Annotated in this window: 26 protein-coding genes; 11 read left to right on the top strand and 15 right to left on the bottom strand. The window is 50.6% G+C overall.

The genetic code is table 11. The features are described from left to right. Positions 1–9: 9 nt before the first annotated feature. The 6 genes from C1752_RS10570 (at position 10) to C1752_RS10545 (ending at position 2,936) form a co-directional block, all read left to right on the top strand. Positions 10–588, top strand: coding sequence for a DUF29 domain-containing protein (locus tag C1752_RS10570; protein ID WP_110986028.1), 579 nt, complete (start codon positions 10–12; stop codon positions 586–588). A 196-nt stretch (positions 589–784) separates the two neighbouring features. Further along, the gene (locus C1752_RS10565) at positions 785–1,528 is read left to right on the top strand and encodes a hypothetical protein (RefSeq protein ID WP_110986027.1); all 744 of its coding nucleotides are present in this window, start codon (positions 785–787) and stop codon (positions 1,526–1,528) included. Positions 1,529–1,530: 2 nt separating this feature from the next. Next, positions 1,531–1,839, top strand: coding sequence for a hypothetical protein (locus C1752_RS10560; RefSeq protein ID WP_110986026.1), 309 nt, complete (start codon positions 1,531–1,533; stop codon positions 1,837–1,839). Next, complete coding sequence (locus tag C1752_RS10555) at positions 1,836–2,168, top strand: GIY-YIG nuclease family protein (RefSeq protein WP_158535062.1); 333 nt, start codon at positions 1,836–1,838, stop codon at positions 2,166–2,168. The genes C1752_RS10560 and C1752_RS10555 overlap by 4 nt, the downstream gene beginning before the upstream one ends. Before the next feature lie 70 nt (positions 2,169–2,238). After that, a complete protein-coding gene (locus tag C1752_RS10550) occupies positions 2,239–2,517 on the top strand; it encodes a type II toxin-antitoxin system Phd/YefM family antitoxin (RefSeq protein ID WP_110986024.1) in 279 nt (92 codons plus the stop codon). After that, positions 2,514–2,936 carry a type II toxin-antitoxin system VapC family toxin gene (locus C1752_RS10545; RefSeq protein ID WP_110986023.1) on the top strand — a complete coding sequence of 141 codons (423 nt, stop codon included), beginning with the start codon at positions 2,514–2,516 and terminating at the stop codon, positions 2,934–2,936. The genes C1752_RS10550 and C1752_RS10545 overlap by 4 nt, the downstream gene beginning before the upstream one ends. A 32-nt stretch (positions 2,937–2,968) precedes the next feature. On the opposite strand, the gene C1752_RS10540 is transcribed toward C1752_RS10545, so the two are convergent. The 4 genes from C1752_RS10540 to C1752_RS10525 are packed head-to-tail and all read right to left on the bottom strand — an operon-like array spanning position 2,969 to position 6,750. Continuing rightward, complete coding sequence (locus C1752_RS10540; RefSeq protein WP_110986022.1) at positions 2,969–4,675, bottom strand: SulP family inorganic anion transporter; 1,707 nt, start codon at positions 4,673–4,675, stop codon at positions 2,969–2,971. Between the two features lie 40 nt (positions 4,676–4,715). Then, positions 4,716–5,408 carry a carbonic anhydrase gene (locus tag C1752_RS10535; RefSeq protein WP_199464349.1) on the bottom strand — a complete coding sequence of 231 codons (693 nt, stop codon included), beginning with the start codon at positions 5,406–5,408 and terminating at the stop codon, positions 4,716–4,718. A 57-nt stretch (positions 5,409–5,465) separates the two neighbouring features. After that, positions 5,466–5,777 (bottom strand): P-II family nitrogen regulator, encoded by a 312-nt coding sequence (locus C1752_RS10530; RefSeq protein ID WP_110986021.1) that lies wholly within the window; start codon positions 5,775–5,777, stop codon positions 5,466–5,468. Positions 5,778–5,781: 4 nt separating this feature from the next. Then, positions 5,782–6,750 (bottom strand): sodium-dependent bicarbonate transport family permease, encoded by a 969-nt coding sequence (locus C1752_RS10525; protein WP_110986020.1) that lies wholly within the window; start codon positions 6,748–6,750, stop codon positions 5,782–5,784. A 177-nt stretch (positions 6,751–6,927) separates the two neighbouring features. On the opposite strand from C1752_RS10525, the gene C1752_RS10515 reads away from it, so the two are divergent. Continuing rightward, positions 6,928–7,743 (top strand): Rpn family recombination-promoting nuclease/putative transposase, encoded by an 816-nt coding sequence (locus C1752_RS10515; protein ID WP_110986018.1) that lies wholly within the window; start codon positions 6,928–6,930, stop codon positions 7,741–7,743. A gap of 22 nt (positions 7,744–7,765) precedes the next feature. Here C1752_RS10515 and C1752_RS10510 read toward each other — a convergent pair whose 3' ends face one another. From C1752_RS10510 to C1752_RS10470, 9 genes are all read right to left on the bottom strand, one after another. Further along, entirely contained in the window at positions 7,766–8,158 is a 393-nt protein-coding gene (locus C1752_RS10510) for a hypothetical protein (protein WP_110986017.1), read from the bottom strand. Between the two features lie 9 nt (positions 8,159–8,167). Beyond that, complete coding sequence (locus C1752_RS10505) at positions 8,168–8,794, bottom strand: hypothetical protein (protein WP_110986016.1); 627 nt, start codon at positions 8,792–8,794, stop codon at positions 8,168–8,170. 185 nt (positions 8,795–8,979) lie between these two features. Continuing rightward, positions 8,980–9,105, bottom strand: coding sequence for an AbrB/MazE/SpoVT family DNA-binding domain-containing protein (locus C1752_RS30455; RefSeq protein WP_110986015.1), 126 nt, complete (start codon positions 9,103–9,105; stop codon positions 8,980–8,982). A 106-nt stretch (positions 9,106–9,211) separates the two neighbouring features. Beyond that, positions 9,212–9,952, bottom strand: coding sequence for a beta-carboxysome assembly protein CcmO (gene ccmO / locus C1752_RS30245; protein WP_110986014.1), 741 nt, complete (start codon positions 9,950–9,952; stop codon positions 9,212–9,214). A 17-nt stretch (positions 9,953–9,969) separates the two neighbouring features. After that, the gene (gene ccmN, locus C1752_RS10490; RefSeq protein ID WP_146242321.1) at positions 9,970–10,482 is read right to left on the bottom strand and encodes a beta-carboxysome scaffolding protein CcmN; all 513 of its coding nucleotides are present in this window, start codon (positions 10,480–10,482) and stop codon (positions 9,970–9,972) included. A 33-nt stretch (positions 10,483–10,515) separates the two neighbouring features. Next, a complete protein-coding gene (locus tag C1752_RS10485; protein ID WP_110986012.1) occupies positions 10,516–12,495 on the bottom strand; it encodes a RuBisCO small subunit-like domain-containing protein in 1,980 nt (659 codons plus the stop codon). A 40-nt stretch (positions 12,496–12,535) separates the two neighbouring features. Then, entirely contained in the window at positions 12,536–12,829 is a 294-nt protein-coding gene (gene ccmL, locus C1752_RS10480) for a beta-carboxysome shell vertex protein CcmL (protein WP_110986011.1), read from the bottom strand. Between the two features lie 6 nt (positions 12,830–12,835). Continuing rightward, positions 12,836–13,177: a carbon dioxide-concentrating mechanism protein CcmK gene (locus tag C1752_RS10475; protein WP_110986010.1), complete on the bottom strand. Its 342-nt coding sequence runs from the start codon at positions 13,175–13,177 to the stop codon at positions 12,836–12,838. Positions 13,178–13,281: 104 nt separating this feature from the next. Then, on the bottom strand, positions 13,282–13,590 hold the full coding sequence (locus tag C1752_RS10470) for a carbon dioxide-concentrating mechanism protein CcmK (protein WP_110986009.1): 309 nt from the start codon (positions 13,588–13,590) through the stop codon (positions 13,282–13,284). 546 nt (positions 13,591–14,136) lie between these two features. Here C1752_RS10470 and C1752_RS10465 point away from each other — a divergent pair. Beyond that, positions 14,137–15,972 carry an NAD(P)H-quinone oxidoreductase subunit F gene (locus tag C1752_RS10465; RefSeq protein ID WP_110986008.1) on the top strand — a complete coding sequence of 612 codons (1,836 nt, stop codon included), beginning with the start codon at positions 14,137–14,139 and terminating at the stop codon, positions 15,970–15,972. 21 nt (positions 15,973–15,993) lie between these two features. Then, the gene (locus C1752_RS10460; RefSeq protein ID WP_110986007.1) at positions 15,994–17,538 is read left to right on the top strand and encodes an NADH-quinone oxidoreductase subunit M; all 1,545 of its coding nucleotides are present in this window, start codon (positions 15,994–15,996) and stop codon (positions 17,536–17,538) included. Between the two features lie 51 nt (positions 17,539–17,589). Here the strand turns inward: C1752_RS10460 and C1752_RS10455 are convergent, their stop codons facing one another. Next, positions 17,590–18,165, bottom strand: coding sequence for a Uma2 family endonuclease (locus tag C1752_RS10455; protein WP_110986006.1), 576 nt, complete (start codon positions 18,163–18,165; stop codon positions 17,590–17,592). Between the two features lie 146 nt (positions 18,166–18,311). Here C1752_RS10455 and cupB point away from each other — a divergent pair, with 146 nt between their 5' ends. Next, complete coding sequence (cupB, locus tag C1752_RS10450) at positions 18,312–19,460, top strand: CO2 hydration protein CupB (protein ID WP_110986005.1); 1,149 nt, start codon at positions 18,312–18,314, stop codon at positions 19,458–19,460. Positions 19,461–19,584: 124 nt separating this feature from the next. Beyond that, positions 19,585–20,193 (top strand): J domain-containing protein, encoded by a 609-nt coding sequence (locus C1752_RS10445; protein WP_110986004.1) that lies wholly within the window; start codon positions 19,585–19,587, stop codon positions 20,191–20,193. A gap of 130 nt (positions 20,194–20,323) precedes the next feature. Here C1752_RS10445 and C1752_RS10440 read toward each other — a convergent pair whose 3' ends face one another. Next, complete coding sequence (locus tag C1752_RS10440) at positions 20,324–20,857, bottom strand: GNAT family N-acetyltransferase (RefSeq protein ID WP_110986003.1); 534 nt, start codon at positions 20,855–20,857, stop codon at positions 20,324–20,326. Positions 20,858–20,895: the final 38 nt, after the last annotated feature.

The following is a 20,895-nucleotide window of genomic DNA, read 5'->3' as shown; positions in this document are numbered from 1 at the left end:
AAACAAGCCATGCCTGAAGAGCAAGCCAATCCACCTTATAAAACGATTCCGCACCTGCATGATGCAGCAGGAAAGGTGCTGCCAGACTCTAGACATCGTTCAGCCAATGGTGCTGATTCTGATTCTTCCACGACTCTGTATGAGCAGGACTTTGTGACTTGGGCTGAGACAACGGCTCAGTTATTGCAGCAGCGAAAATTCAGCAACATCGAGTTAGAGAGTCTGATTGAAGAGATACAGGACTTGGCTAGAAGGGATAGACGCCAGCTTCAAAGCCGGTTGTCTGAGTTACTGCTTCACTTGCTTAAGTGGCAATATCAGCCTGAGTTTAGGTCTTACCCGCAAACTGAAAATTCATGGAACGAGAATAGTTGGGCTAGATCCATTGATAAACAAAGAGACGGGATCAGAGATTTACTCAAAGACAGTCCTAGTCTTAAGGCCCTCATATCTGAGTCTTTAGACGAATGCTATACGAGGGCAAGAAAGGGCGCAGCAAGAGAGACTCGAAAATCGATTGAAGTGTTTCCGACATTGTGTCCCTACCAAGAATCTCAAATACTGGATGATAATTTTTGGCCTAACTAGCTTTAGGCCAGCCTCTTTTTCTAACTCATAGCATCTCTTTATGGCCGTATGTTTCAGTGCAAATACGCAACTCTTACTATCAGAAAAATTTAGATTTCTGTGGTAATACTGTTTCGATATTTTTAGCTGATTGAATTGATTTGGCTAGATATTTGTCTGGGTACTATCTGGTTAGCGTATCCTTTTGTATAGTTCCATGGCGACCAGCCGCGACCCTAAAGATCATCCTCAATATCAATATTGGAGCAGTCAAGTAGCTCTGCGGAACAGAGTCTTAATCCTCAGCTCTGAAGATATGCCGGTCTACGAGTTACGGCACCGCTGCACCAACTACGATGATTTGCTGGAGTCTGCTGAATTTCAGGCGCTAGAGGGAGCCGATCGCGTCGCGGCCTATCATGCCCTTCACTACACGGCGACGATGAAGCCGCTGCGCCACCGGGAATATCAGGTTGCAGAGCAACGCAATCAGCTGCTAGAGAAAAAGGCTAAGTACGAAAAAGCTCAGAAAGAAATCAAGAAACTACTGAAGGAAAAGGCTATCCAGCAAGATGAGCAGGAAGACTATATCAAGCGGCTTGAGAAGATCAATGAAACGCTCGTTCAAGACAATCGAGATTGGGAGCAGGTCAACTCAGTTCTAAAGACGGCTAATCTTGAACTGCGAGAAGAGTGCGATCGCATCCGCCAAGACTATGAACAAGCCCTAACAAAAATCAAAGCATTGGAAAAAGATCTAGGCAAAGAAAAGGAGCATCGCGCAAGACTTGCCAAAAACAATCAGTCTCTAGGATCTTACAAAGGCCACTTCAACACACAGAAAGCCAAAAATGTAGACCTGCAGAAAGAGATCGGCACACTCAAAGTCAAACTTCAAAATGTCCAACGCTATGCTGAGGAAATCAAGAATCCTGAGCTACGCGAAATGGCCCAGTTTTAAAAATGGCAAATTCTGTGACACAACAGCAGCTCAAACAGCAAGCCTATCGACTAGCAGGGGTAAAGACAACGTCAGCCCTGAAGAAGAAACACAGCGCACTTTCTACCCTTGATATGCGCCGTAAAGCCTCTTGGGTCAGGGCGATCGAATTATTAGAGAACATTGCCCAAGGCATTCCAGTCTGGGATGGTGCAGCAGACAGCATTGATGGGACGCTCCACAAACTGCTAGATTTTCAGGATCAGCTCGTCGAAGAGATATGTGAGATTAGCCTCAATCAAATCGCGGCAAACAAGGAGTTTATCCTGTGAACCCGACTGAGTATATCGATGTTAGTAAGCTCCCTTCGATGTCCCTCTCAGCAAAGAAGGACTTTCCTGAAATAGCCTGCGTCTATCTGATCATTGACGCCTGTCACCATATTCATTACGTAGGCGGCACCGCCAATTTACGAAAAAGATGGATGAGCCATCACAAATATTCCCCTGCCAGCCTTTTAGACCAGCCTAGATTAGCCTATCTAGAGATCTCCCCCCACCTCGTTTGGGAAACCGAAGCATTTTTGATTCGCACGCTTCAGCCTCAATTGAACCTCAAAACACCCTCTGAGTCAGACTTAGTAAATGCAGCACTGCTTTAGATCATGGAGCCAAATGGCTCTACAAAATGGTTGCTATACTCAGATAGCCAAGTTAATAGCCATTTAATCTATGAATCAGTACTCCATTGCTCAAGCTCGTGATCAGCTTGCCAAGATTATCCATGATGCCGAAGACGGCACACCCATAGAGATTACTCGGCGTGGTAAGCGGGTTGCCATGCTGCTCTCTGCTGACCAATACGATCGCATCTCTACAGGACAGTCCAACTTCTGGGATTCTCTAGTCGAATTCCGCGAGGAACTTGAACGAGAGCAGCTCGATCTAGATCCTGATGAAGTCTTTAAAGATATTCGGGATCAATCTCCGGGGCGTGAGGTCGAGCTGTGACCGCTGCCGTCTTTCTGCTGGATACCAACATTTTCTCCGAAGCGACAAAACTACAGCCCAATCCTCAAGTCTTAGAAAAACTCAAGCAAAATCGCTCAGAAATTGCGACAGCATCGGTTGTTTTGCATGAACTTCTATTTGGCTGCTATCGTTTACCCCGCTCCAAACGTCGTCAAAAACTTGAAGACTACGCCATGACCTCTGTATCACGGACATTACAAATTTTCTCCTACGATGATTCAGCCGCCAAATGTCATGCCGCAGAGCGCTCACGTTTAGCAACAATAGGCCGCACTCCACCCTACATAGATGGGCAAATAGCTGCGATCGCAATCATCAACAACTTAACGCTAGTGACGCGCAATGAATCGGACTACCAAGACTTTCAGCGGTTAAAGATTGAGAACTGGTTCCGTTAACTCCAGACCGACCTTGGTCTTGAATAGCTCCATTATCCACCGGGAGAATCTGTCATCGCAGTCATTCCCCCTAAGTTGTTTTGAACCAACTTAAAAGACTGTTGCAGCGCTTCAAGACGATTATTTGACCAGTGATGCTCGGGTAGGTCATGGAGAATATCCAGGTGCTTCAAGCGCGATTTCACCTGACCATTCGCACCCACCAGAAAAGCAGCATGTCCCTTTCGAGTGGCATCCTTGAGCATATTCTCAATAGCTAGTGAGGCCGTGACCCCCACCCTTGGCACCTCACTCAGATCGAGAATAATCACCTCATATTTCTCTACGATTTTCATGCGCTGAGAGATCGCCTTCGCCGCCCCAAAGCTCATCGGCCCCCCCAGCGAGAACAACAAGACTTGCCCCTTCATCTGGGTCAGCAGATCCTGTTCTGCTTCGGTTAACGATCCGTCATCGGTGGGGTCTGCGATCGTCTTCATGTCCTTCACCTGCAGATCGGTCAACGACTTCACCGTCAGCAAATTAGCGATAAAGGCTCCCACAGCCACCGCCGTGATCAGGTCCACGAAAACCGTCAGGAACAGAACCAGATACATCAGCCCTGCCCCTTTGAGCGAAAGCTTATGGGCTCGCTTTAAGAAAGCCCAATCGATAATATCAATGCCGACCTTGATCAAGATGCCGGCCAAAACGGAGTGCGGAATCGGCTCAGTCAGGCTACTAGCCTGCAGCACAATAATCAACAACACCAGCGCGTGAACCATCCCCGAGAGCGGCGTTCTCCCACCGGCCTGGACGTTGATCACTGTTCGCATCGTGGCCCCGGCTCCCGGCAAGCCGCCAAAGAGGCCCCCCAAAAAATTACCGATTCCTTGTCCGATTAGTTCACGGTCTGAATTGTGTTGGGTCTGGGTGACGTTGTCGGCCACTAGCGAAGTCAGCAGCGAATCGATGGCTCCCAAGGTCGCTAGCATAATACCGTAGCCCAACATCTCTTTGAGAACGGCAACGTTGAAGGTTGGAGGTTGAAAGCTAGGCAGCCCCGCAGGAATCTCACCGATCAGCCGCACGTCAGGATTATCCGGCAGCACAAACACTGACAGCAGCGTACAGATCACCAGGGCCAGCAAAGGGGCCGGAACAACCCGCGTTAACTTAGGCGGCCACAAAAATACAATGGCTAGCGTTAGCAGCCCCAACCCCGCTGAAGTCGGTTCAATATTGGCAAGTACGGCAGGAATCTCGACCACGGATGTCACCACATTGCCTGAAGCGGCTTGCCCCAGCAGGGGACCAATTTGCAGCAGAATGATAATGACGCCAATCCCTGACATAAAGCCAGAGATCACGGTGTAGGGCATCAGGGTAATAAACTTACCGAGCTGGAAGACCCCAAACAAAATTTGAAAGATGCCGCCCAGCATGACGACGGTAAAGGCCATCCCCAAGCCCACATCAACGCCGTACTTAGCCGTCAGCGTGGTCACAATCGTCGCCATCACCACCGTCATTGGCCCGGTCGGACCTGAAATTTGAGAAGGCGTACCCCCGAATAGGGCTGCAAAGAAGCCAACAAAGATAGCGCCGTAGAGACCGTGAATTGCGCCCGCCCCTGAAGAAACGCCGAAAGCCAGCGCTAAAGGGAGCGCGACAATTGCTGCCGTTATGCCACCAAAAAAGTCCCCTCGGAGGTTCTTGAAATGCAGTCCATTGACTAGTTTTAACCGTGAGGGGGGCATTCGATTTTCATCGTACTAACAACAATCGACAGAGCGGAAACTAAGCGATCAACTTTACCTGCCCGGAGTCTAGGTCGTAACGGCCGCCCACGATCTTGAGTTTGCCAGCTTGCGATCGCATCTTAATCAAAGGCGATCGCTGCAGCTTCTCAATTTGGTAAACCACATTGGCCGCGACAGCCTTGTCTACGGTATCACCCGGTTGATCCTTCACTCGTTCCACTGCAGGCAGAATCGCATCGACAAAAGTCCCGATATCACCGGGCAGCGGCTCATATTTCACAGCAGCAGTGACCGCACCGCAGCGCTCATGACCTAGCACCATTAATAGTGGGGTGCCCAGTAGCTCAACAGCGTATTCAATACTACCGATGACCTCCGGGGTCGCAATGTTGCCTGCGACACGCACATCAAAAATATCGCCAATCCCCTGATCAAAGAGAATTTCGACAGGTACGCGGGAGTCGGCACAGGTTAGAACGGTCGCAAAGGGAGACTGGGACTGGGCCACCTCCTGCAATCGTTCTACCGTCTGGTCAGGATAGGTCGGCTTGTGCTGAGCAAAGCGTTGATTACCTGCCATGAGCTGCTTAAGGGCAGCATTGGGGCTGGGGAGCATCACCGCTTGAGCGGGCTGAGCTTTCCATAAGGGACGACTGGCTAACCCCAAAGCCCCTACAGAGACAAGCTTAATCAAGTCTCGACGACCGATAGCGCTAGAGTTTTGATTCATATTCAGACTCCAAAGACTACGGGAGGGCTGCCTCCTAGAGCGCAAACCCTCATGACATTACAGAGAGGCGACACACTTAGTAGAGCGAACCTCCATCACATCAGAGATGTAGCAGGCACCACCAAACTTATTGAGCAGGGGGCGGACGTTACCGACCACATCTTGAACCTGATCCGGCAGACAAAACGCCATGATGTAAATCCCATCCAGCATCGTGAAATCTAAATCTTGAGGGCCGCTGAACAAACCCTTCCCAGCCACATTGCGCATCACCGTATAGCCGTGAACACCGGATTGATCTAGTTTTTCTAAAATTTTGGCAAGTTCAAAGGAATTAGCAACGATCTCAACTTTTTTGGCTAAATGCATTGTTTTATCTCCATAACAGCTCAATGCCGTACAGATACAGCGGAATCCCCACAATAATATTGAAGGGGAACGTCACCGCCAGCGCTGTGGACACATACAGGCTTGGGTTTGCTTCCGGTACCGTCATCCGCATCGCGGCGGGCACGGCAATATAGGAGGCGCTAGCGCACAGTACTGAAAACAGCAGCGCATCCCCCTGGGGCATGTTAATTAGACGGGCAATCAGGATGCCAATGGCAGCATTAACAATGGGGATCAAAATGGCAAAGGAAATCAGAAATGTACCCGTTTTCTGCAAGTCCTTAATCCGCTTGGCCGCGACGAGGCCCATATCCAGCAGAAAGAAGGTGAGCACGCCATAGAATAGCCCTTGGGTAAAGGGGGCTAACACCTCTTCACCATGCTCACCCGTTAAGGCACCAATAATCAGGCTGCCCACGAGCAAAAAGACCGAACTGTTGAGAAAGGCTTCTCGCAAAACTTCAGACCAAGCAAAATCACGGTCGTCGGCGATGGCAAAGAGATTCACCAGAATTAAGCCCACAATGATGGCTGGTGATTCCATAAGTGCGAGGGCGGCGACCATGAACCCGTCAAAGTCGATGCCCAGTTCGGTCAAAAAGGCGCTGGCGGTAATAAAGGTGACGGCACTAATGGAGCCGTAGGTAGCTGCGATCGCTGCCGCGTCGTAGACACCCAGCTTAATTTTGAGAATGAAGTAGGTATAAACGGGCACCAAACTCGCCATAATCATGGCCGCCAGTAGCGTTAAGACCACCTCTTGATTGATGCCGCTTTTAGTGAGTTCGACGCCCCCTTTGAAGCCAATTGCCAGTAAAAGGTAGAGAGAAAATAGTTTAGGAATAGGGGCCGGAATTTCAAGGTCTGACTTGACTAAAACCGCCGTCATTCCTAGGAAAAAGAATAAAACCGGGGGATTAAGAATGTTGGAGATAATTAAACTCACATCCATACTCAACCCTCCTGTCGGCGCATAAAACAGAAGATAAGCATATATTGCCTTCTTAAATTCCTAAATGCTGAATACGCCAATCTTACGCCTGAAGCTGCGGCACTCCACGCTTTACCACCATCATCGATAAGAATCTTTCTATGCCTCTGGATTAGACCAAATGGAAATTCATTCCCTATGAAACGCGACGCCATTTTCTACAAAATTTTTCAACGCTTCCCCAGTCTGTTGTTCACTCTGCTAGACCATCCACCCGATCAGGTCAGGGGCTATCGCTTCGAATCTATTGAAGTAAAAGAACCCAACTTTCGCATCGACGGGGTCTTTCTACCTCCTGAGAATGCCTCTCCCAAAGTGATCTATTTCGCAGAGTTCCAGTTTCAGCCCGATGAATTGCTGTATCACCGCTTTTTCGCGGAGGCACTGCTGTACCTATATCGCAATCCATATTTATACGATGACTGGCGAGGCATCGTGATTTATCCATCTCGGAGCCTAGAGCCAGCAAACACCACCATCCACCGCTCTCTATTGGATAGTCCGCAAGTGCAGCGATTTTACTTGGATGAGTTAGGCGCTCTCGATCAGAAGAATGCCGGGGTTAGTTTGATGCAGTTGACGATTGCCCCCGAGGCCCAACTTGCGGAACAGGCCAAGCAGCTTATCCAACAGGTCAAGCAAGAGGATACCGGGATTCTTGCTAAAAAAGAGATAATTGATGTAATCACCACAATCGCAGTTTACAAATTTGCGAATCTCAGTCGTGAAGAGGTTGAAGCTATGCTGGACATTACATTGAAAGAGACTCGAATTGCTCAAGAACTCAAAGAAGAGGGCCGAGAAGAGGGTCGGGCAGAAATGTTGGCTGTTACGGTTCCTGTGTTACTGAAGGCGGGAATGACGGTTGAGCAGATTGCTAAGCAGTTGAAGGTTGAGGTTGAAGCGGTTCGTCGAGCAGCTCAGGACGATGAGATGAGTGGAAGGGATCGCTGATTCTCTACCCAACCTTGGTCATTTAGAATTCTATATCTACCGTGAATCCATTGAGTAAGGGATGTGGATTCTGATCGGCATAGTGATAGCAAATATTTCTGAGCGCCTCACTATACCTGAAAGCACAAATTAACTTTTCCCATGATGGTGTCTTGCTAAAGTGAATACCTAATTCCTTAGCAGCTCTTCTACAGCCAATGTAGCTATCGTACCTTCGCTTTAATTCTTCCTTATCGATTGGGGGCAGCTCTTGTTCACTGAACAAAAGGGTGTCATCTACGTGCTGCTCAGCCACTTCTTCCAAACGATTTACAGCACCTTGAGCAAGCCCATATATATAGGCAGAGTTTTCAACATCACTTTGGTGATTGTTCTTTAACTTGCTCAAGAGAGCATTAATTCTTTTCTTTCCCATGACTTATATTCAACCCGTATCATCTCTGAGCGCCCTATTAATAGAGGCAGGGTCAGTATGCATTCTTGGGTTTTCTATGCGATCATCGTTTGTGCCATTCTGAATCACTGAAGGCAAAACATTTCCCTGAGATCCCTCTACTACAGGCTGAGGATTATCTCTTCGCCACCACTGAACAATTTGACGAACAGATTTCAGAAATGCAAAGACTCTCTGAGTGAAACTTTGAGATCCCCATTGGGCGTTTGGAGAGTCAAAACCAACGATACCGTCAAACGCATTTGACAAAGTATCTAGATGGCTGCTGAGGTTACCTATCTCTTCCTCAAGTAAATTGATAGCTTCAACTTTTTCTTGAAAAATTTCTTGTTTTTGAGCGGCAAGGCTGTTAATGGCAAGCTGGAGACGACTGGTAGTGTTTTGAAGCTCTGTTATCTCAGTCTTATAGATTTTAATATCGCTTCTATAGTCGTTGTTGTACCGTTTCAGCTGTCCTTGGCTTCGGTTTGTACGTACGAGGTAAGCCCTTATCTCTCGATACATCAAATCTGCTTCAGAGCTATCCAGCCCATCTATAGTTTTCGGGAACTCCGTTGCAGAACGAAATTCTTGAGTATATTGATCTTTACTGTCCATGTTTATGGGCGTCAGTCTTCTCTATGTGCCATGTGTTTCTGTCTTTAAAGTACCCTGCTGCTATTCTGAGTCTACCGTGCAGTCAAAGCTTTAGAGATTGGCACCTGTTGTCGAATCGCGTCAAAGCCCTGAGGACCAGAGACTGTAACACTGCCTCGAAAATCTGATAGGGTGCGCTTCAAAGGCTACAGGATCACTTCATCCCCCCTGTAAACAAAAGCAAGACAATCTCCCTCTTGTATATCTAGTGCCTGACAAGTCCCATGCGGGATTGTGATTTGCCCGCGTCGGCCAACCTTACTTGCATTCATGGCTGACAAATCCAAAATTGACTGACGCTCCTATTCTAGTTGTCTTTTATCTGGGGGTGAATCCGCCCCCAGATAGCTAGAGCGAAGCGCAGATATAGGAATTTGGCTAGCGATCGTCTGGAATTTGAAGCTGCTGCAGATCAGGCAATGCAATCAAGAGTTCTTCGGTCTCTTGTACCTTCTCTTCGATCTTTAATGGAATCTCCATCGGCTTCTCAATCCAGCAGCTCGCAATCGGTAAGGTCTGTTCGAGATCGTCCAGCGGTCGAGGAATGACCATGACGGCGGTGAGTTCACCAATACGCTCGGCTTCATGCATCCCTACATCAACGGCGACGGCCACATTCGCCACCGTTCCGCGAATAATAGCAGTACACAACCCTGATCCAATTTTTTCGTGAGCCGCTAAATGCACGTCGGCAGACTTTAGCATGGCGTCGGCAGCCCCTACCATCGCCGGAAATCCTCGGGTTTCTAGTAGCCCCACAGCTAGATGGCTCAACTGACTATTGCCGCCGCCCTGAGCAAGCTGCGACAGACGACCGCTGATGGGCAATACCGCTTCTAAATTAGGCAAGGGGCGAGGCACGACTAAACTGGTGGCTCTCTGTCCAAACTGCTCAGCCATCTCAACACCAGACTGGACGGCTAAACGCACATCAGCGGTGCGTCCCCGCACAATGGCGGTACAGTAGCCGCCTCCAATTTTTTCATACCCAATTAGGGCAACGCTGGCAGACTTTAGCATCGTGTCGGCAATACCCACAATGGCCGGGAAGCTCTGGGTCGAGACTAATCCTAAGGCTGTATCACGCCATTGATTTTGGGTCTGCTCCTGTCCGGTCATGGAAGATCTCAGAAGGGTTATGAACCGGGCCGATGGGGTAGCAGTTTGTTCAACATGCGTTCGATATGATCTCGCCCAAAGACCACGGAGGTCTGCGCTAAAGATGTGGTCGAGTACCCCGAAACTAACCCATTCGGCGGGGCCGGTTCATTAAATCTAGCAGGTTCTTCAGGCGGTGCAACCGTGGCGTCGGGGGATGCAGCACTTTGACGACCTAACTCACCCAACAGTGAACCGGCGGGAATCACCTGTCCCGGCTCGACGTTGCCGTTGAATATTGTAGTTTTAGGGCCGATGTTAGCTCGGCTACCAATCCGGCCTTTGCCCACCACTAACACTTCAGAGGCGAGGGTTGCCCCTTCACCAATGGCTAAGGTGCCGTGATGGGCATGAATAATGCTACCGGTGCCAATGGAAACACCCGCACCAATCACCAACCGACTGCCGGGATCGGCGAGGAGGAGGACATTGGTTGCGATCGCAACATCTCCATCAACAACCACATCCCCGCTCATCTGGACCTGATTCATGGGCATCTCCATCAGCGCTCAGATAACAGAACGCTAGGGTCTTTGAATCACCGATTCCAGCACCCGCCGCTTCGCCTTCGTATCAATGCCCACGATACGAACATACTCACCCGAATGCTCATTCAAGCAGCTCTCTAACGCTGACATCACAGCAGATTCTTGCTTCGCTTCAATGGGCGCACAGCTATGCCAAGCATTGGCGCGGAACCGTCGCTTATCGGCATGTTCGGTCCCGATCTTGTGTCCCTGCGCTAATAGCTGACGCACCTTAGAGGCCACGTCTGACTGGATAGCGGTCGTGGCTCTCGGAGAAGACGAACCCATGCTAGAGGACTGGCTGTAGGTTGGTGGCCCAGGCTTTGCTGAAGATGAAGAATACCCATTCCGCCCAGCATTACCTGCAGAATGAGAAGAAGATTGCTCACCCGGACGCTGAATAATCTGCTCTTCAACGCGTCGCTTTGCCTGAGTATCAATGCCAATCAGGCGAATATATTCACCGGGATGCTCAGCAGCGCAGGCTTCCAGTGCCGCCATTACCTCTGCAGGACGTTGAGATTCAATGGGAGCGCAGCTATTCCAGGCATTGGCACGGAACCGCCGTGGGCTGGCATGTTCGGTCCCAATTCGATAGCCCTGGCCCAGAAGCTGACGCACGCGAGTGGCGATATCAGGGTCCACTGAAGGATAGGGATCATTTGCTGCAGGCGCAGAAGAAGACCCGGAAGCAGATCGAGAGATGGGCGCAGCGTTATTCTTCGCTGCCTGGGGAGAAGCTCCCTTAACGGGGCGATAGATAATAATTTCTGCAACCCGTCGCTTGGCTTGAGCATCAATCCCAATTAAACGAATATACTCACCGGGATGCTCAGCAACGCACTCATCCAGGCCAATCAAAACATCGGCTTCCCGCTGGGACTTAATGGGAGAGCAGGTATGCCAGGCATTAGCCTTGAACCGACGCGGGCTGGCATGCTCGGTCCCAATCGTATATCCCTGATTGAGAAGCTGGCGGACCTGACCGGCAACATCTGTCGACTTCAGCTTGTTAAAGGCGGGCTGGGCCGCAGGACGAACGGGGGCAGCTGAATATGATTGTGACCCCGAACTCACGTTCACTTCTTCGCCGGGACGTTGAATAACGGTTTCGAGAACGCGACGCTTGGCTTGAGGATCAATGCCTACGAGGCGAACATACTCGCCTTGATGCTCCGCTAGGACAGATTCAAGTTCTGACATTACAGATGATGCTTGATTGGATGCGATCGCACCCCCTGTATTCCAGGCATTGGCCTTAAATCGGCGCGCGTTGGCAAACTCAGTACTAACTTGATAGCCCTGGCGCAGCAGTTGCTGAACCTGAGACAAAATATCGGAACTTGAGGAATGGCTCAATTGATTGCCCCCTTGGTAGGACGGTTGACGACTTTCATTACGAATTGCTTTTTCTTCAGGATGAGAACCGGCTTGATTAACGCCGGCAATGCGGCTGGCAAACTCAACATCAGCAGACTGGACATCAGAGAGGCGGTCGGCCTGCTCTTGGGTCGTAATCACGGCCCCTGACGGCACAAACTTGCCCGGCGGAATCTCAACATCCTGAATTAAGGCGTGCATCATCACGATGCAGCCATCCCCCACCCGAGCATTGAAAATAGTTGAGCGAAATCCAATAAAGCAGCTATCGCCAATAGAGACCGGCCCATGCACCAGAGCCATGTGGGTAATCGATGTGTTTTGACCAATCCACACCGAATACGACTGCTGATCCTTACCCTGCACTTGTCCCTGTTCTAAGCCCTGAATCACAACGCCGTTTTGAACGTTCGTTGAGGGGCCAATGTGAAAAGACTGACCCTTGCCTGCCTGAATCGACGCGCCCGGACCAATCACAACATTGGCTGAAACGCGAATATCTCCCACCAGGGGAGAAGAGGCATGAATAGAGGCCGTCGGATCAATATTGGGGTTGGCTGAACGCTGCGACGGGGCCGCAGGATGTCGAACCACCATGATAGATATCTCCTAACTGGACAGAACCGATGGGGGAAGCCTACTGATACTTCTTGTACAGCGAGCTATTATTCACCGTGACCGTGTCAACAATCGCCACCACTAGGGCATCTAGGGCACGACCATCACTGCGTTCACTCTGGCGAGCCGCGCTGCCACGACTCACCAACACCCACTCATCCGTTCCCGCTCCGACAAAATCTGCCGCCACTTCGTAACTCGGAAGTAGCTCGCCAGATTCGTCAATGAACTGCAATAGCAACAGCTTGCAGCCGGTGAGGCTCGGATCTTTTTGAGTACTGACAACGGTGCCCAAAACTTTTGCAAGCTGCATCGAATCTTACGCCCTAGGGAGAGGGCGGATACCCTGAACGCTCTCGCGGAACTGCTCCACTTCTTCGGTGTAGCGCATCGGCAGCACGTACTCGAGGTTCTCGTGCGGACGGGCAATGATGTGTGTAGACAACACCTGACCGCCATTAACGCGCTTCACGTTCTCGATTCCAGCAGCGACAGAGGCCTGAACTTCGGAGACATCGCCTCGAACAATTACGGTGACGCGACCGCTTCCGATTTTTTCGTAGCCGACCAGCGTGACTCGCGCGGCCTTGACCATCGCATCAGCAGCTTCAACAACGGCTGGGAAACCTAAGGTTTCTACCATACCTACAGCAATTGACATTTAATTTTCTCCCTTGCAAGTTTGAGTTCTAAAAACGATGAGGTAGCGATGGGTGGGGATCTGCACGCTGTGGATCCAAAAAATCACCAAATCGCCAGCATCATCTAGGTTCTAAACTGCTCCACCGATTCTGTGTAGCTCATCGGCAGTACGTATTCCAGGTTTTCGTGGGGACGCGCGATGATGTGTGTTGAGAGCACTTCGCCGCCGTTAACGCGCTTAACGTTCTCAATGCCAGCAGAAACAGACGCCTGAACCTCAGAGACATCGCCTCGAACAATAACCGTCACGCGACCGCTGCCAATCTTCTCGTAACCGACTAGGGTGACGCGGGCAGCTTTAACCATCGCATCGGCGGCTTCAACAACAGCCGGGAAGCCTTTTGTTTCCACCATTCCAACAGCAATTGGCATAATTTCCTCCACAGAAATGCTTTACAGGTTTAAACCCGATGTCAACATCTCGCTGGACATCAGGGCTGTGATAGTTCTTGGCAATACTGGGTTGGCGCTCAGCGCCGTAGTTGCAAGTCTTAACACCAACTTAAGAATATGATTAGAGATGTTCCTTTGGCAATATAAGAGTGGATTATATTTTCAAATTTCATACATCAGCAAAGCTAATAAAGTAAATTTAGACACTTCAACCCCCCGAAGCGCCGTAGTTTAGGGATGACGGGCGGTGAGCAAATATACTCAGGGTGCCTGCGGGGCGGTGGGTTATCTGTGAAAATTGGTCGCGCCTCTTAGGCAAAGCTTAGAGAAACGTAAAGTTACGTGAAATAATGGTTAACGCTAGCCTCCGTTTTCAGGCAGGGCGTCGGGCCTTGATAAGGAATGAAATTGGAAGCTGGTCGTCTCCCAGTCGCGTCATGGATTGGAGACCGCCTTTGACTGTACTGCCTAGAGAGAATAGGTGCGGGTGAAGGGTTACAAACTGCCATCTCTCTGGACATTTTGATGAGTCAACTGCTCCTACAAACAAGCTGGTTAATTCCGATTTATTGCTTTATTGGTTCGGCCCTTTCGATTCCGTGGGCGTCGGGATTGGTGAAGCGAACGGGACCAAGACCCGCAGCCTACGTCAATCTATTGATGACGCTGCTGGCGTTCGCGCATGGAACTTTGGCGTTTCAGGCATCGCTGCATTTTGCTGACGTTACGCTCAAATTTCCTTGGCTGCAGGTTGCAGATATTGACTTCACGTTTTGGATTCATCTTTCATCCACGACGCTGGGGGTGATGGAGTTGGTGACGGGCATGAGTTTGCTGGCTCAGCTCTACGCGCTGGGCTACATGGAAAAAGACTGGTCCGTCGCTCGATTTTTCACTTTGATGGGGTTCTTTGAGGGGGCGTTAAGCGGTTTAGCCATTAGCGATTCGCTGCTGTTGAGCTATGCCCTATTAGAGATGCTGACGCTCTCGACATTTTTGATTGTGGGTTTCTGGTATGCTCAGCCGCTGGTGGTTACGGCGGCCCGAGATGCGTTTTTAACCAAGCGGGTCGGTGATATTTTGCTGCTGTCGGGGATGGTGTCGCTGGCGACTTTCTCCGGCACTCTCAACTTTCCTGAGCTGTATGAATGGAAGGAGACTGCAAATTTATCGCCCATCGTGGCAACGTTTTTGGGTTTCTGCTTAATTGCAGGTCCAATCGGCAAGTGCGCGCAGTTCCCGCTCAATCTGTGGCTTGACGAGGCGATGGAGGGGGCAAACCCAGCATCGATCATGCGAAATACGGTGGTGCTGTCCTGTGGTGCCTATATCTTAATTAAGCTGCAGCCTTTGGTTGCGCTGTCTCCCATCGCGCAAGATGCGCTGATCATTGTCGGGGCGGTGACGGCTATCGGTACGTCGATGATGGCGATCGCACAAATCGACCTCAAGCGCACCCTGTCCCACTCCAGTAGCGCTTACCTGGGTCTTGTGTTTATGGCGGTGGGGCTGAAGTGGACCAATGTGGCGCTGTTGATATTGCTGACCCATGCGATCGCAAAGGGTCTGCTATTCATGTGCGTCGGGGCCATTATTCTCAATACCAATAGTCAGGACCTGCGAGGTTTAGGCGGTCTATGGTCACGGATGCCGGTCACCACAATGTCTTACATCATCGGCTCACTGGGTCTGATCGGTTTATTCCCGTTGGGCGGCTTCTGGGCTTTAGAAGAGGGCATCGCCATTTTTGAAGCCTATGAACCTTGGTACGTGGTGGTCGTGCTGTTTGTAAATGTTCTGTCTGCCATCAACCTGATTCGCGTCTTTCGCCTCGTCTTTTTAGGGGATATTCAGCCCAAGACAAAACGGACCCCAGAGGTAGCCTGGGCGATGGCTGTGCCGATGGTGATCTTGATGGTGGTGACGCTACTGACGCCTTTCTTGATGACCAGCTTGGCGCTGCTGCCCCCCATAGCAAATCTGCGGCTAGCCGGAATTGAGCTGGTTGCTTCTGGAGTTGTGGGCTGCTTGATCGGGGCGCTGATGCCGCTGAGCCGATCTTGGTCGCGTCCGATTCAGCGATATCGCCGGTTTCTTCAGGACTTTTTGGCCTACGATTTTTACACCGAAAAGCTGTACGAAATTACGGTGGTTGCAGCGGTCTCAACGCTCTCTCGCATTGGCGTTTGGGTTGATCGATATATTGTCGATGGCCTCGTTAACTTTGTAGGAGTTGCCTCTCTATTCAGCGGCGAGAGCCTTAAGTACAGCGCCACTGGACAGTCCCAGACCTACGCCCTCACAATTTTGATGGGTGTGGGCCTCATCTCTGGATGCATTATTTATTGGTTTATTTGGTAAGGGGAATTGCTCGCAGAACGTATGCTAAGTGCTCTTATTTGGATTCCACTACTCGGTGCAGCAGTCATTGCGTTGGTACCGGGATTTCAGACTGAAAACCGTGCCCGCCTTTCAGCCTTGGCGATTATCGCAGCGACGCTGGGATTGATTGCCTATCTTGGGCTTCAGTTTGACACCACGCTCGTTGGAGCGCAGTTCACTGAAAATCTGCCCTGGCTGGATGCTCTGGGCCTGAACTACAAACTGGGCATGGATGGCCTTGCGTTCCCGCTGATTGTGCTGAACGCGATTTTGACCGGTATTGCTATTTTGTGTAGCGATCGCAACACCAATCGCCCCCGCCTTTTCTATAGCCTCATCTTGGTGATTTATGGCGCTGTAGCCGGTGCCTTTTTGGCCCAAAATCTGCTCCTATTCTTCATCTTTTACGAGCTAGAACTCATTCCGCTCTATCTGCTGATCGCCATCTGGGGTGGCAAGCGGCGTAGCTATGCGGCCACCAAGTTTTTAATCTATACCGCCGTTTCCGGCATCTTAATTCTGGGCGGATTCCTTGGCATCACTTGGCTCACAGGGGCCACTAGCTTTGATTACGATCCGGCCCTGATTGAAACGCTGTCGATGACGCAGCAGTTTATTTTACTAGGCGCAATTCTGGTTGGGTTTGGCATTAAAGTTCCCTTCGTTCCCTTCCACACGTGGCTCCCCGATGCTCACGTTGAGGCTCCTACACCTGTCTCGGTGCTGCTGGCTGGCGTACTGCTAAAGCTCGGTACCTACGGCTTACTGCGCTTCGGTGTCGGTCTGTTCCCGGATGCTTGGCGGGTGATTGCACCTTATTTGGCGACCTGGGCAGCGGTGAGTGTTTTGTATGGGGCAGTACTTGCGATCGCACAAACTGACATGAAGAAAATGGTCGCCTACAGTTCGGTCAGCCACATGGGCTACATCCTCTTAGCCACCGCTGCAGCAACGCCTCTGAGCCTGGTCGCAACAGTCCTACAGATGGTCAGCCACGGATTAATTTCGGGCCTGCTGTTTGTGCTGGTGGGTATTGTGTATAAAAAGACCGGCACCCGCGATCTGCGAGTTCTCCGGGGTCTGCTAAACCCAGAACGCGGTCTACCCGTCGTCGGCACCCTAATGATTTTAGGCGTCATGGCAAGCGCAGGACAACCTGGCATGGTGGGCTTCATTGCTGAATTTTTAGTGTTTCGCGGTAGTCTAGCGGCGTTCCCGATTCAGACCTATCTCTGCATCGTGGGGACAGGACTGACGGCGGTGTACTTTTTGCTGCTGGTCAACCGCGCCTTTTTTGGTCGCTTAGCCACAGGTGCAAAGGCTAAAGTTGATGACCAAAAAGATGTCTGGATTCCGCAGCCCACAAGCCTTGAGCAAGCGCCCGCATTTGTCTTAGCTGCCTTGATTATCGTTTTGGGTCTGCAGCCCGGTTGGCTCTTAGGCTGGACAGAGACAACAACGATTTCGCTCGTGCCTTCAACCCCTCCGGTGATCCAATTTGTTTCAATGCGTGACCAGTTACCGCCGTCTACGACAAATCAATGACGCTCGGCATCCACAAACGCCGTGTAGATCTACTGCGAGATTAACGCCCCCTCAAGCCAAGATAGAACTCAATTCCAACGTGAATCCAGGCAAAACATCTTCTCCTGATAAATCGGTAGGAGACTGCAGCACCTCAACGTCTTGCCCGAGTCGATAGATTTCGGCCTGTTGGTCTTGAGGATTGATCAGCCAACCTAAACGAACGCCATTCTCGCGATATTCCTGCATCTTGTTCTGGAGTGTGATGAGGCTGTCATTGGCGGAACGGAGTTCCACCACAAAATCAGGGGCCAAGGGCAAAAATTGATTGGGGTTTGCATCTAGAGCCTCGACTCTCTCTTGCTTGACCCAAGCCGCATCAGGAGAGCGATCTGCACCATTAGGGAGCTTGAACCCTGTGGAGGAATCAAAGCCGATCCCTAGCCCGTTTTTTTCTGCCCACTTCCATAACTGCCCTGAGAGGCTGAAGTTTCGTTTACCTGTACCCCATCCGGTGGGTGGCATGATAATTAGTGCTCCTTGAGCTGTGCGCTCAAACCGAATGTCTTGATTGACTTGACAGAGCTGATAGAACTGTTCGTCACTCAGATCAAGGATAGGGTCCAAAGTGAGGGTGAGGGCCGTCATGGGATGCTCTAGGTCTACATATCTGTAGGATAGCTTGTATGAAAGGGTTGCTTTCACTACTGGTCTTTGATTGCAGGTGATGATCCGTTTGGGGTCGAGCCGGAAATATAGGTATCATTGATCCCGAATGCCAAGGACCCTCTGCAATGACTGCTAAGACCCGCCCCGCCAGACCTCATCCCCTCAACACCTACATTGAGCGCCTGCAGGCAGGCGGCGCACTACTGCCCGATAGTCCTGATAACGTTGCGGAGGTGGTGGGCATTCTCAAGAGCTATGGCATTGTTTTAGATGCCTATGCGGTCAATCTAAAGTACATTGGTGACCACCAGTTTTTAGTTATCTTTCCGTTCTTTAAGTACTTCAACGGTGAGGTGAATCCTGCCAAGCTCTTTAAGCACTGGTGGCACGACCGCATCAATTATGAATATGCCGAGTACTGTATGCGCGGCATGATGTGGCACGGGGGCGGTGGGCTAGAACCCTATCTCGACTCAGATGAGTTTAAGCAGATGGCTGAGGTTGCGATCGCAACCCGATTCAAGCGCAACCCTCTTTTCAAAGGCATGGGAAGCATCTTCAAAGACTTCTGGCCTGAGCAGGTCCGGCAGCTCTGCTACACCACCGCCCTCGGTCAGTTTTGGACCGTAATGAGCAAGATTTTCTTAGAACTAAGCGATCGCTTCGACGCAGGTGAGATTAAAACGATCCCCGATGTGGTGCAGCATATTCTCGACGGCCTTGTGGCAGATGCAGCCCTCCCCATCACCTATGCCCCTCTCATCAACGGCAAGCGCTACGAGATTATTCCTGAATCAGCAGGCATCACCTTCTTAATAGATACCGGCGTTCCCTACGTCGAGGCCATTTTCTTCAGAGGCACCCCCTTTCAAGGCACCGTTACCTACAACGCCCAAGAAGATCAGATTCCCATTGACCAGAGCGCTTTTTGCTACGGTGCGCTCTACGCTGACCCTGTCCCCATTGGCGGCTCCGGCATCCCACCAACGCTGTTGATGCAGGATATGCGTCATTACATACCAGACTATTTTACCGACCTCTATAGGCGACAGGGCCGCGATCAAACAGGTCTGAGAGTAAACCTCTGCCAGTCCTTTCAGAAGTCGATGTACTGCGTCACCACCGCCGCTATTTTGGGGCTGGCTCCCCACCCCATTACCTCTCAAGATCCGGCTGAGAAGGAGGCCAACACCGCCTATTTAAAGGGCTGGATGGATCGGTTTATCAAGTCGCGCTTGAGCAATGTGCAGGGGATGCAATTGCCGCAAAAATAGACTAAACGATAGGTTACTTATCACTTCTTACCATCGTGTCGCAGGACTTTACGCACTGCCTCTTGATCTTTGGATTTCCCGGTGCCTAGGATGATGATCTAAGCTGCAACCGTGAGCGTGATCCATGCTAGAGGTAACGGCACATCTACAAATCTTAGAGCTAGAATCTAATGCCTCGCTGGGTGAGATTAAGCAGGCATACAAAGATTTAGTGACCGTTTGGCATCCTGATCGGTTTGGTCATAATCCACGGCTGCGCGAAAAAGCAGAGGGAAAGCTGAAACAGTTTAATCAGGCTTATGAAGCATTGCGATCTTGGCAGGGGCAGTCGCCTTCCAAGTCTTCCCGGAGAGCAGCGGCTCCGCCAGCACAGCAACCACAATCTGCACCCCGTCGTCGCAACCGCTCACGTACCGAAACTAGAACGAAATCGTATCGAAAAACGCCGATGAGCAGCGATAGCCTGATCAGCTTCGCGACAGCTGAATATATTTTGCAGAATTACTGTTTTACAGGCGATCTCAATAGCAATCCGCAGCAGCAGTGTTATCAGGGTGGTCCTTTTGTCTTGAGGGCCTGTGCAGATCCTCCGGAGGTCATGCTGTCAGTCCCCTGCGACTCAGTACGATTTTTTGATCGCATTTTGCTCTCAATTCCCTGCAAATCTGCCGGACATTTTAAGCAGCAAGAAGCGACTAGACTCCTTGAACTGCTTCATGCTCAGCAGAGATGAGAGTTGCTAAGACTTGAGTAGAGGAGTAGCGGTCTAACGAACTGCGCATCACTGGACCGCAACAATGTACGTATTGCGGCTGGTAGTCTATGACTCCCAGTCCATGTGCATGCGCTGGTTAACAGCGTTGCTACCATAATTCTGGATCGCTCAACGATGCTACGCATGATACCTTGAGAGGCTGTTCAGCAGCCCCCGCCTCATTCATGACAATTGCTAGCCACCCGAAAGGATACTGCAACTCGTAAGGTGGCAAATAATGGGTAGCCGTTTCGGCTTTGAACCCGAACTTACCGTAATACTTCGGATCGCCATACACGAAAAGAACATTAACGCCCTTCTTTGAGAGCTGCTCTATGCCGATTTGAATGAGTTGCGCCCCAATTCGACGCTTCTGATAGTTGGGCGTCACGGCAAGTGGAGCCAAGATGTAGCCTTTCAATTTCTGGCTGGTATCAAACGTTACGGGGCTAAAGGCGATGTGACCGACCACCGTGCCATCTATCTCGGCAACTAAGGCAAAGGTTTCGGGACTCGTTTCATCGCTGAGCAGATTAGATGCGAGCGTCGCAACGACCTGCGCTTCGTCCTCAGAGAAGGCGTGTAAGTGCACCTCACGAATCTTGTCACGATCCAGTTTTGTTGCTGTGCGGATTGAAGACATGAGCTGCTAGCAGGTTGGTCTCAGGGGCGCGAGAATGA

Source organism: Acaryochloris thomasi RCC1774, assembly GCF_003231495.1.
GTDB lineage: Bacteria > Cyanobacteriota > Cyanobacteriia > Thermosynechococcales > Thermosynechococcaceae > RCC1774.
The sequence above is the reverse complement of the archived record's forward strand: the minus strand, read 5'-3'. Positions and strand labels throughout refer to the sequence as shown.